Annotated in this window: 9 protein-coding genes; 3 read left to right on the plus strand and 6 right to left on the minus strand. The window is 48.4% G+C overall.

Going from position 1 to position 12,346, the window contains the following annotated elements; translation table 11 throughout:
• The 4 genes from K7A41_RS10260 to K7A41_RS10275 form a co-directional block, all read right to left on the minus strand.
• Window positions 1-1,104 carry a D-TA family PLP-dependent enzyme gene (locus K7A41_RS10260; RefSeq protein ID WP_265713656.1) on the minus strand — a complete coding sequence of 368 codons (1,104 nt, stop codon included), beginning with the start codon at window positions 1,102-1,104 and terminating at the stop codon, window positions 1-3.
• Window positions 1,105-1,112: 8 nt separating this feature from the next.
• Window positions 1,113-1,580: a RidA family protein gene (locus tag K7A41_RS10265; RefSeq protein WP_265713657.1), complete on the minus strand. Its 468-nt coding sequence runs from the start codon at window positions 1,578-1,580 to the stop codon at window positions 1,113-1,115.
• 28 nt (window positions 1,581-1,608) lie between these two features.
• A complete protein-coding gene (locus tag K7A41_RS10270) occupies window positions 1,609-2,937 on the minus strand; it encodes a gluconate:H+ symporter (protein WP_028068436.1) in 1,329 nt (442 codons plus the stop codon).
• Between the two features lie 192 nt (window positions 2,938-3,129).
• A complete protein-coding gene (locus tag K7A41_RS10275; RefSeq protein WP_265713658.1) occupies window positions 3,130-4,596 on the minus strand; it encodes an aminoacyl-histidine dipeptidase in 1,467 nt (488 codons plus the stop codon).
• A 128-nt stretch (window positions 4,597-4,724) separates the two neighbouring features.
• Here K7A41_RS10275 and K7A41_RS10280 point away from each other — a divergent pair, with 128 nt between their 5' ends.
• Window positions 4,725-6,209 carry a glycoside hydrolase family 130 protein gene (locus K7A41_RS10280; protein WP_265713659.1) on the plus strand — a complete coding sequence of 495 codons (1,485 nt, stop codon included), beginning with the start codon at window positions 4,725-4,727 and terminating at the stop codon, window positions 6,207-6,209.
• Here K7A41_RS10280 and K7A41_RS10285 read toward each other — a convergent pair.
• Window positions 6,181-8,394 (minus strand): glycosyltransferase family 4 protein, encoded by a 2,214-nt coding sequence (locus tag K7A41_RS10285; RefSeq protein WP_028068439.1) that lies wholly within the window; start codon window positions 8,392-8,394, stop codon window positions 6,181-6,183. The genes K7A41_RS10280 and K7A41_RS10285 overlap by 29 nt on opposite strands.
• Before the next feature lie 143 nt (window positions 8,395-8,537).
• Here K7A41_RS10285 and K7A41_RS10290 point away from each other — a divergent pair, with 143 nt between their 5' ends.
• Together K7A41_RS10290 and K7A41_RS10295 are read left to right on the plus strand one after the other, a co-directional pair.
• Window positions 8,538-9,134, plus strand: coding sequence for a sugar O-acetyltransferase (locus K7A41_RS10290; RefSeq protein ID WP_265713660.1), 597 nt, complete (start codon window positions 8,538-8,540; stop codon window positions 9,132-9,134).
• Window positions 9,135-9,249: 115 nt separating this feature from the next.
• On the plus strand, window positions 9,250-10,656 hold the full coding sequence (locus K7A41_RS10295; RefSeq protein ID WP_265713661.1) for a DUF3943 domain-containing protein: 1,407 nt from the start codon (window positions 9,250-9,252) through the stop codon (window positions 10,654-10,656).
• 82 nt (window positions 10,657-10,738) lie between these two features.
• Here K7A41_RS10295 and K7A41_RS10300 read toward each other — a convergent pair whose 3' ends face one another.
• Window positions 10,739-12,244, minus strand: a complete 1,506-nt coding sequence (locus K7A41_RS10300; RefSeq protein WP_265713662.1) for an NAD(P)H-hydrate dehydratase — start codon at window positions 12,242-12,244, stop codon at window positions 10,739-10,741.
• Window positions 12,245-12,346 lie beyond the last annotated feature (102 nt).

Below are 12,346 nucleotides of genomic sequence, written 5' to 3' on the forward strand. Positions count from 1 at the left end.
TCAATAATTTATTTTTCTATTGCGCGCAAATACAGGCCAGACCTCATCTGCCTCAGCCTGATGGACTGCATGCAAATCACTATAGCAGGCCACAGTAGGACAGATATGTCTGGGCACACAGTAGAACTCCGCGCCTATTTTAAAATCGGTACTGTTATCCACCTCCACCACTAGATGTTCTTCGCTCTGCATTTTAATGCCCCGGATCCGGTTGTCAAAAAACCGGACACGTGGCTGAGGCGATTCGCTGGCCACGGATTTGTAGCCCAGGTCGAGACAGAGATGATGTTGATCTGGAATGGAGATCACGCGGCAAAGTAAAACAGCCGCAAGCAGAAAGTTCTGCTCCGCATACTGCTGATAGCCGAAATCCCAGAACACAAAAGTCCCCGGACTACATTCCACGTCGGTCCGTCGCGCATGGAAAGGAAAACTTGGCGAACCACCGATGATTTTGGTGAGTGGCACCGAAGTGGATACCTGCGCAATGAGGTAGGCTGTCTCCAGCAGATCATAGGCCCGCTGGCTTTGCTGTCCGCGCAGGGCATAATCCACATCGTGGATGTGTCCATCATAACCATGCACACCAAGCAGCTGAATCCCCTCCAGCAGCTGTATATCCATCACGAGGCGCTCCAGCTTCTCAAGAGACAGCCCAGTACGTCCCATCCCGACATCGACATCAATGTATACCCCCAGACGAAGCTCCGCTTGTACGCTTTGTTTGGAAAGCTGCTCTGCCACGGCCACATTGTCGACCAGGCAGGCATATTTTGTGTCCGGAAAGGCCTTTGCAAGCTTAAGCAGGCGCTCAGCTTTGGGTCCGACGGGTTGATATGCGAGGAGCACATCTGCAGCTCCTATTCGACCCAGCAGTTCGGCTTCGGCAATAGTGGCACATTTAAACTTGGTTATTCCCCGCTGCAGCAGCAGCTGGCAGACCTCCTTGCATTTGTTGGTTTTGATGTGAGGCCGTAACCTGGACACATCACCCCCCACCCATTCGATGGCTCGGTCAATATTTTGCACAATGCGGTCGGGATATACCAGCAGGGCTGGAGAATCAAGCTGCTCTGCATTGTTTATACGATACCAATTTTCCATCCCAAATATTAATACAATTCAAAAAGAGCTTCTATTTCCACCGGAATATTATCCGGCAACGACCCGAAACCGACCGCACTGCGGGTCCCGATACCGTTTTCCTCACCCCATACAGCCGCAAAGAGCTCGCTGCAACCGTTGATAACGCCGGGATGGTATAAGAAGTCTGTAGTACAATTGACCATTCCCAATACTTTGATGACACGTTTTACGCTATTTAATGAGCCTAGATTTGTTTTGATGGTTGACAGCATCGTCAGGCCAACCTGCCTGGCTGCCAGCTTGCCATCCTCAGGGCTCATATCGCTGCCTATACGTCCGATGATCAGGGACGCATCGTCCTGTACCGGCCCATGTCCAGAGAGATAAAGATACTTTCCGTCGATAACATAGGGTTTATAAACCCCTTTAGGAGCAGGCGCAGGCGGTAATGTCAAACCTAATTTTTCGAATTGTTCATCTGCATTATACATCATTTATGATCTTTAAGTGTTAAAAATAAATCTAATATAAAACTAATTGTAAAAGTAAAACCGCCAGTAGCCCGACCACAGAAACAATTGTTTCCATGACTGACCAGGACAATATGGTATCTTTGACGCTCAGTCCAAAGTATTCTTTAAATAGCCAGAATCCGGCGTCATTAACATGCGAAAACATCAGGCTACCCGCCCCAATGGCCAGTACCATCAGGTTGGGGTCAACCTGTCCACGGTCCACCATAGGCAACAGCACTCCTGCTGCCGTCAGGGCGGCCACGGTAGCCGAGCCCACGCAGCCACGGATTACCGCCGTAATCAGCCAAGCGAGCAGCAATGGCGATACGGGCAGCTGCTGTAGGGTATTGGCCAGCAGCAAGCTCACACCACTGTCTTCCATGACCTGCTTAAAAATACCTGATCCAGCGATGATCAGCAGGATCATGGCAATATCCCTGACTGCCGATTCGTAGATCGCCATCACTTTGGTCATGGACCGTCCGGTTTTCAGGCCGAGAAAATAAGTGGCCACCACAATGGCCAGTACCATGACCACTGTCGGGCTTCCGACAAACTTCAACAGCTGCAGCACAGTCACATGATCAGTCACAAGCACATAAGGAAGCAAGGTAAATAGGATAATCAGCAAGACGGGTAGCATAGCTACCAACAGGCTTATACGGACCGAAGGCTGTTTATATTCCTGCGAAGCAGCCTCCTCCTTCGGCTGAAAGATGGATGCATGGCTGGACCGCATATTTTTAAGGTATCGGCCAAATAGCGGACCACCAAGAACAATAGCGGGAACAGCGATGAGCAGACCATAAATCAGGGTCAGCCCCATGTCTGCATGAAACAGCGCGACCAATGCCACCGGCGAGGGATGCGGCGGAATAAAACCATGGGTGACAGATAATGCCGCCAGCATGGGCAGACCAATATATACCGCCGGTAGCTTATACCGGTAGGCAATCGAGAAGATCAAAGGCACCAGCAAGACAAAACCTATTCCATAGAACAAGGGGATTCCGACAACAAAACCCGTCAGCATCAGCCCCCATTGAAGGTACTTTTCCCCCATGAGACGCACCATCTGCACAGCAATGATTTCGGCAGCCCCACTTTCAGCGACAATCTTACCAAGCATCGCACCAAGCACAATAATCAGGGTCAGACTCCCCATGACGCCGGCGATCCCTTTCTCCACGGTGATGATCAGCTGGTCAGGAGCAATGCCCAGGCAAAGCCCGCTTAAAATAGAAACCAGCAAAAATGAAAGAAATGCATTTATCTTTAGATAAGTAATGCAGAGAATAAGCAAACAGATGCTAATACCAATGAGGACGATGGTCATGCTATCAAATTAGGTTTACTTCCATCTAGAGAAGCGAAACAAACTTTGGTCTATAAAATCATTTTTTCATGTTCAAAATAGTATTATTTTTCGTTTCTTACAAGGAATATAGAAAATAATTGAAAAAGGGGGACAAAAAAATCCCCCTTTTCAATTAGTTGTCTGCGACGCCGGCCACGGATATCCATCGGCTTATTTACCCGGAATCTCCCGGAGGATATCAAGCAAAAAGTGCCAGAACTTCTGTACAGAGGATACGGAAACCCGTTCTGCCGGAGAATGAGCCCCCAAGATGGTCGGTCCGAAGGAAATCATGTCCATATCCGGATAGTTGGTTCCCAATATCCCGCATTCCAAGCCGGCATGACATGCCACGACTTCAGGTGCTTCTCCGTGTTGTCGGTAATAGACGGATTTGAGCACTTCCAAAATTTCGGAGTTTGGATTCGGCGCCCAGCCGGGATAACTGCCCGAAAATTGGACGTTAAATCCACCGAGTTCGAACGTAGCCTGCAGTGCATGCGCCAGATCCAGCTTAGAGGTTTCCACAGACGATCGAGTCAGGCATTGTATGGAAATGTGTGCAGCACTTGCCTCCACTTTAGCGATATTATTGGATGTTTCGACGAGATCGTCAAAGTCAGCACTCATCCGGTAGACGCCATTAAGCGCGGCATATACGCTGTTGATTAAGTTTTTCTGTACAGCAAGTGGGAGCACGGTCTCTCCTGCTGCGTCCCTAGGCTCGATCAAAATCTCCATTTCGGGCTCCGTGGTCGCAAATTCCTGCTGGATATCTTTCGCCACCAAGCTCAGTTCCTCAACAAAAAGAGCTGTTTTATCTGCATCGACCACAACCTTAGCGACACTTTCACGCGGAATAGCATTGCGGAGGCTGCCACCAAGCAGCGACGCAATACGCAAGCCGTATCGTTCATTGGCTTTATAAAGCATGCGGTTCATCACTTTATTTGCATTGGCATAGCCTTTATGGATGTCCATTCCCGAGTGGCCACCATGGAGACCTTTGACGGTGATCTCATAGGCTACCGTACCGGTGGGGCATGCTTCAGCAGTATAGGCCTGCGTAGCTGTAACATCGATACCTCCGGCACAACCAATATCAATTTCGGTATCATTTTCTGTATCCAGGTTGAGGAGTATCTCCCCGGTCAGCAAGCCACCTTTTAATCCCAGTGCTCCCGTCATGCCGGTTTCTTCATCAATCGTAAACAGCGCCTCGATAGCTGGATGAACAATATCTGTGGATGCTAAAATCGACATAATAGCCGCCACGCCCAGACCATTGTCGGCCCCGAGGGTCGTGCCTTCGGCTTTAACCCAGTCACCATCCACATACATCTTTATCCCCTGGGTGTCGAAATCGAAGACGGTATCATTATTTTTTTGGTGAACCATATCCAGATGTGACTGCAGAACAACCGTTTTGCGATCTTCCATTCCGGGACTTGCAGCTTTTTTGATCAGCACATTGCCGATTTCATCCACCGTCGTGTCCAGACCTAAGGATTTTCCGAAATTCACCATAAAGGCAATGACCCGCTCCTCCTTTTTGGACGCGCGTGGCACAGCATTCAACGCAGCGAAATGCTTCCATATCGCCTGTGGTTCTAAAGTATCTAAACTATGTTCTGCCATAACTAAAAATTTGTATCCCCAAAGTTACTCCATTTTTACCATATAAACAGTCTTTACACGGTCTGATTGAAAACAAAAACCGTCCGCTGATCGTTCTAATAAGGGTGTAAACTTGAAACAATATAAACATGCACAAACCAGTTAAAGTAGAGCGAAAAAACATTTATTTCAAACCGGACAAAAAACGTGTGCTAGCCAGGTTTTTCTTTCTGGGAGATGACCGCACCGTTAAAATCATCAAGCGTATTTTGGCACAAACAGAGTTGGAGCGCAAAGAAATCTTTGGCCAGGTCCTGCGTAGCTACACCAAACGCCACCGTAGTATTGTCAATATTTTTGAGCGCAACTTTGAGCGCGTCAGTCATCTCCTCGAGCGGATTCCCTACCCTAAAGATAAACTCAGCCACCTCGACAAACTTCTAATCGGTTCATATTTCACCATGGAATATTCGATAGAGTCAGCTGCCTTATTCAACCCTTCTATCGTTGAGCATCCCGACCAAACCGAACTTTTTAAAGGAGAAAAGCGGGTGATCCTCAGCTTTAGGGCGACCGGCGAGGGGCATGTCTCCTCCATTGTCTTTCGTTCGGGTACCATCGATGCGGAGAACAACATTCAAATCGATTACATTGGCAATCTGCTGGATAAACCCATGCAGGTAAAAAACCATCGCTACCATAAGGAATCGTTTTTAAAGAAAATGAATGAGCTGCACGCTGCGCCCACCGAAGTGAAGACCAAATTGGAAGCCAAACTGACGCCAACCTTTACTTATGAGGAGCTCAAGCGATACATTGATGAGGTCCGGACCGACAGTGAGGACAACCTGGAAAATATCACCTTTCTGCAACAGGCCCTGTGGCTGGCTTCGTCGCATTATGAGATGACCTTTTCATTGGATACTTCTATTTCCGAGCGGGTCATCTTCCCCATTGCCGATACAGAAAAAAGGGGCATCGAAGATGCCCGTTTTGTACAGTTCAAAGATGAAAAAGGGGAAAGTATTTATTATGCCACCTATACCGCTTACGATGGATTCAGCATCCTGCCGAAATTGCTGACCACAAAAGATTTCTACCATTTTAAAGTAAAGCCGATTTACGGTGAAATTGCCAACAAAGGAGCGGCGCTGTTCCCACGGAAGATCAACGGTAGATATGCGATGCTGTGTCGTATCGATGGCGAAAACAACTATATCGCATATTCCCACAACATCAATATCTGGCAGGAAACAGCCATCCGGATCCAGCAGCCTGAATATGCTTACGAATATGTGCAGATCGGCAACTGCGGTTCGCCAATCGAAACCCAGTATGGCTGGCTGATCCTCACCCATGCTGTCGGACCGATGCGTGAATATGTACTGGGAGCCGCGCTGCTGGATCTTGACAATCCCCATATAGAAATAGGGCGGCTACATAGCCCACTGATGACCCCCAACGATGAGGAGCGTGAGGGCTACGTTCCCAATGTCATTTATTCCTGTGGCGCCCTGATTCACAACGACCATCTGATCCTTCCGTACGCGATGTCAGACTATGCATCCACTTATGCAACCATCAAGCTTGAGGAACTGCTGCTGGCTATCTTGAATCCGGAACGCTATCAGTAAAAGCCCGATGGACCACAAGGTAGGCCAAATAAAAACACAGTGTGCTTTCAGCTCCCTGGTTTCTATTGATACCATAAGACTCGAGTCCATCACAACAGCCTTTGGTCTCCTCGTCGTATAAGCCCAGCTTGAGGTCATTTTCGCCGAGGAACCATCGGAACGCCGCTATCATACGGGCAAAATAGACCTTTTTGCCTGTCAGGCGAAAGGCCTCCCGGTACATAAAGACCATAGCAGTGACATCAATGGGCTGCTGTCCAAATTTACTGATGTGTTTGCCCTGCTTGGCCCATTCCTGGTTACCCACCAGAGAAAGGGCACCGTTCTGCATGGTAATACTTTCCAGAAAGGTTAAGGTAGTCAAGCCGAGCTGTTTCACGCGCTCGTCATTCAGAAAAGGATAGGATGTCAGTAGCGCATAGGGCAAAATCGCATTGTCATAGGCCAACACAGGTTCAAACCATTGCCAGCTGTCGTCCGAACTGGCGTCATATTCGTGCTGCAACCTACCGATCAACTCACGCATCAGTTCGACCATCGCCTCATCGTTGGACTGATGATGTAAATATTCGGCAATTCCCAGCACGGTATAGGCAATTGCACGATTGGATCGCAGTTGCCTAAAGTGCGGCACAGACCTAAAAAACAGCTCACGTCCCAGCTGATAGTAGCTCGTTGATTTCGTTTCCCTTAAAAGTACACCCAAGGCCCATATTGTCCTGCCGAAGGAGTCTTCGGATCCCACTTCATCCAGAAACTGGTTTTGGAAGCTCATAAAATTGTGAAACAACCCGTCCTCGCGCTGATGATAATATATATAGCTCAGGTAAGTCGAGATACGTCGATCCAGACGCTTGTCGGAGAAATCCCGTTGCGCCAACAAGGTCAGCAGAAGTGCTCTGGCATTGTCGTCCAGACAATAACCCTCCTTATAGTTGGGAAGTGAATACGTCGCATGCTGCACGATGCCCACCTGATTGGTTAGACGGTCTATATGTTTCCAGCTGAATTTAGGCAGCTCGTCTTTGGTAAACGCCGTATTTTCCTTCAGGCCGTCTGGCGATGGGATCACCTTCTCCAATAAACGCGCATATCGAAGGCCGATATTTTTCCAGGTCATCTCGCGCCCCAACGCACGGGCATTATCACGTAATGTCATCCGATATTCCTGATTCCCCAGCAGTTCGGTCAGGACAGCAGCCATATTGGCTGCATTTTTGAATTCCACCAGTACCCCGCGGCCTTCGGCCAGCAATTCTCTGGCGTGCCAGTAAGGTGTAGACACCACTGCCGCTCCGGCACCTATGGCATAAGATAAGGTGCCACTAGTGATCTGCGCCTCATTGATATAGGGGGTGATATAAACATCACAAGCGCAGAGGTAGTCCACCAAATCCGACTGGCTCACAAACGAGTTGACAAATTTTACATAGGGCTCGAGCTGATAAATGTCCACCAGCTGCTGCAAATACTGCCTGTACTCCTCGCCAGAGTGGGCCAGTACGTTGGGATGGGTCTTGCCAATGACCAGGTAAAGCAGATCGGGTTCCTGCTTGACCACCTCCGCCAGCGCTTCCAGAACAGTCTCTATCCCTTTATTGCGGCCCAAAAAGCCAAAGGTCATCAACACCTTCTTTCCTGTGAGGTGTGTCTTGGCCTTCGCTGCTGACTGATCCAGGGGAAATGTGGGCACGCCATGGTGGATAAGTCTCACCTTTCCGGTGTTGACCCGATAAATGTTTTTAAGCAGGGTGATCGCATAATTGCTCATGACAATCACCAGCGAAGCACGTTTGACAATTTCGATTAAGATGGCTTTCTCATCCACAGTGGGCTTTTCCAGTATGGTATGAAAATTAACGAGCAGTGGGATGTGAAGTGCATTGATGAGCGACAGAATATACATTCCACTATTGCCGCCAAAGATACCATATTCATGTTCCAGGATAACGCAGTCATAACCGTTTTCATTGATGAACTTAGCCGCTTCAATATAAGAAAGCTGCTGATGCTGATCGATTTTAAAAACCACTTCGCCCGGATAATTGTAATCCCGGTCCGAAACGGCGACCACGTGCTGCGTCAGGTCCTGATTGTGTAAAGCAACGGCATGCAACAAATCCGAGGTAAAGGTGGCAATACCGCATTCTTTGGGCAGGTAAGTACTAATGTAAGCGATCTTCATGGAATATACGTTTGAAAATAATGTGATTGTAAGTGTATCTACTCCTTTATTTAAATGCTTTTCGGCGCGAAATTGTTTTCCCGGACTGCATTTAATTGGGCAGGATTTAATAGATTTGTCAGCATTCTAACACAAAGGAACGGATGAAATCACCGAAGGAAAAAATGATTGCCGGCATTCCCTATATCGATTCGGACGGCAAATTGTTCAGGGAAAGACAATATGTAAAGCAGGAGCTTAAGCGGTTTAACGATTCGGACCCCAAACACATCAAATTTAGAAAACAGATTATCCAGAAGTTATTTAAGGCTACGGGCGCGCGCTTTTTCGTTGAGCCCCCGTTTCATTGTGATTATGGCTATAACATCTCCATCGGGGAGAACTTCTACAGCAACTACAATTGTACCATATTGGACGGCGCTGCAGTGACCATTGGGGACAATGTACTCTTTGGACCGAATGTCAGTCTGTTTACCGCTGGTCATCCGATCCATTTTGAAGCCCGAAACCTGGGCTGGGAATTCACGGCACCGATCACTATTGAGGACAATGTCTGGATCGGTGGCCAGACGGTTGTCAATCCCGGTGTACATATCGGGGAAAATTCGGTCATCGGTTCGGGCTCAGTCGTCACCAGGGATATTCCGCCCAATGTGGTCGCTGCCGGCAATCCCTGCCGTGTGATCCGCGAAATCAGCGATATGGACCGCATCGATTACGAGCAAGAAACTGCCTTTTAAATTCAACACCGCATATCAAATTAACGTCATAATCCGATAGATCGACCGGGAAACAACGGGTCTATAATCTCAAAACAATTAGTTTTGTCAGATAGCTTTTGAATTAGGACTGTATATGATTGGGCGTTTATATTTTATCATTCCATTATTTTGTTATCTGATCTGCTGTATGCCTGGATGTGCAAAGGCTCAAAGTGATTCCCAACGTTACCAGCTCGGCATCAAGACCGACACTGTATTCCACAATCCCAAACGGTTGTGGGTGCGTGCCGCCACAGAATGGTTCTCCTTTCAGGCCTTACCGGCATCATTCAATTATTTTGTACGTAAGGACCCCTATTCCCATATCAGTTTCGGCAACTGGTTTAAGCATCTCAATCCCAGAGCCTGGGCCTGGGACGACAATGCCTTTGCCACCAATCAGATCGCCCATCCCTATCACGGGCAGCTCTATTTTAATGCGTTCCGATCCAATAACTTTAAGTTTTGGGAATCCTCGGCGGCCACTGTGGCCGGAAGTTTCCTTTGGGAGACCGCAGGTGAAACACAGGCCCCTTCCATCAACGATCTGGTCAACACATCCTTTGGGGGTATCATATTGGGCGAAATGACCCATCGGCTGTCTCAGAATGTGCTTTCCCGCCCCACGCATTCCCTTGCCGAACGGCAGAGCAAGGAATTCCTGGCCTTTTTGATCAATCCGGTGAACGGCCTTAACCGTTTGCTCGACGGACGTTGGGGACGTGTTGTCAGAGGACAGGTGGTCGACAGCTCCCGTGTACAAGCCGAATTTGATCTTGGTGTAAAACGCTTTGACGCCAGAGAGGGAAATATTATAGAAAAGGGGAAAAATGATCTGTACGCACGTCTAAAAATCGCGTATACCAACGGAGAGGTGGACCATAAAAAGCCCTTCGATGATTTTTACGTTAACCTGGAAGTCGGATCCGACGATAGCTCTTTTGTGAATGCACTCAACGTCTATGCATCACTTTATGGAAAACGAATATTAAAGAATCTCCCGGGCCGGCATCAGGGTACCGTCTCTGCCAACTACGATTTTATACACAACGAAGCCTTCTTCTATGGCGCTCAGAGTGTAAACTACAATATTATATCCAATTTCACATTTGGTAAAAATAACAAATTCACGACAACGATTGGCGGCGGCCCTGTTGTGCTCGCTGCCGTTCCGGACCCGTACCTGCTGTTTGGAGAGAGCCGAAACTACAACTATGGGCCGGGTGCAGACCTACGCGGCTCTGTGGATATCAGTGTATGGAAAAGACTGAAGCTTGGGCTGAGTTATCATGGAGGCTACTTTGTGACGCTTAGCGGCAACGATTCCCATTATTTCCTGCACACGGCCTCGGGCTCCGCCAGCTTGAGGCTCCTCAAAAACTTTTCGCTCAATGCGAGCTCAGGCTACTTCCGTCTGGAAGGAAACTTCAAAGACTACCCTAATATTGACAAAGATTACCCCTTTGTGCGGCTGTCACTAGGGTACAATGTGACGTTTTAAGTCCCGTACCGGACATCTATTCCTTGGTTTCGCTGGTTAAAACGAATCCCTTTTTGAGCCTGTTCAACCTACCATTCGTTCATCAGCGCTGTTCCAGTTCTAAAAATGCAGACGCAAGAGCGTCAATGGTGTCAGATGGCAACAAGGAGTACGTACCGATCGACCGAACAGCAATATCCGCAGCCCTTCCATGAACATACACGCCCATCAGCAGGGCCTCCAAAGGCGAGTACCCTTGGCCTAATAAAGCGGTTAGTATGCCTGTAAGAACATCGCCGCTGCCACCCGAAGCCATCCCAACATTACCCGTGCTGTTGAAATAGACCTCACCCCCCGGCGTGACCATGGCACTATTCGCTCCCTTGACCAGGATATATAACTGATATTGGGCGGCAAAAGCTTTTACTCTTTCAAGTTTTTCAAAATCCGTCTGCCAAGGCCCCAGAATCCGGCTGAGCTCTTTGGGATGTGGCGTCAGTATACTGTGTTTGGGAACAAACGACCATAAAGCAGAGTCCTTCGCAAGAATATTCAATGCATCGGCATCTAATACCAAAGGAGTATTGATTCGCCGAGAAAGGAATACTCTGAAAGCATCGACTGTTTGCTGACCGGTTCCCATACCGATACCGATCCCTACAGCCTGGTATGGAGCTAGCTGAGGAAATTGTGCAATCAGCTGCTCTTCGTTGTCGTTTAGCACCATGACTTCTGGTATCGCGGTCTGGACGATCGAATATCCACAGGCAGGGATATAGGCTGTGGCCAAACCGCAACCGGCACGTAAGGCAGCCTTCAGCGCCAGCTGCACTGCTCCCATCTTTCCCTTGCTTCCACCAATTATCAGAATGTGACCGAAGGTACCTTTATGACCGAAGCGCTGCCGCTTGCGATAAAACGAGTGTAAAAGAGGTCCGTCAACATAAAAGTAAGGAGTGACGGACTGACCAATAGCACGTTCGCTCAGTCCGATATTGAGCACAGAGAAGCCTTTTACGTAAGGTTGGTTTTCCGGCATCAATAGCGCCAATTTAGGTGACTGAAATGTATATACCCAATCCGCCTGTACGACGGGAACTTCCGGCCCCGTATGGCTATCCGCCAACAAACCAGAGGGCATATCAATGGAGTAGACGTAGGCGCCCGAATGGTTAATGGATCCGATCAAATTTGCCCATGTTACGGCCAGCGGACGACGGAGCCCATAACCAAACAGACAGTCCAATACGATTCCGTTCTTGGGGATATCGAGCCGGTCTTCAGGTTTCACGGTTCGAATAAGGTAATCCGGCAGCCGCTCCCGGTTTACCCGATTGTCTGATGAATAGGTCTCCGCATCGAGCAGGTAGACGTGCACCTCAGCCTGCTGCTGCTCCAATAATCTGGCCAACACCAAGCCATCTCCCCCATTATTGCCCTTGCCACAAAAAATATAAAACGCTTGCTGATCCAATCGGGGATAGCTGTTCCGAAGCTGTTCAAAAACAGCCGTTGCAGCACGTTCCATCAGTTCAACACTACTGATCTGCTGCTCCTTTATCGTTTCCGAGTCTATCTTGTCCATCTGCAGGGCAGATACTATCTTCATCGCTGCTGGTTTTCGACGAACGGCTCCATTGCACGTTCCGTTCCGCTAATTTACCCAGAAAAAAAAATCCGGCAAAGTACGGACCATGATTTACAAAAGAAT

The sequence above is a fragment of the Sphingobacterium sp. InxBP1 genome (assembly GCF_026191775.1).
Taxonomy (GTDB): Bacteria; Bacteroidota; Bacteroidia; order Sphingobacteriales; family Sphingobacteriaceae; genus Sphingobacterium; species Sphingobacterium thalpophilum.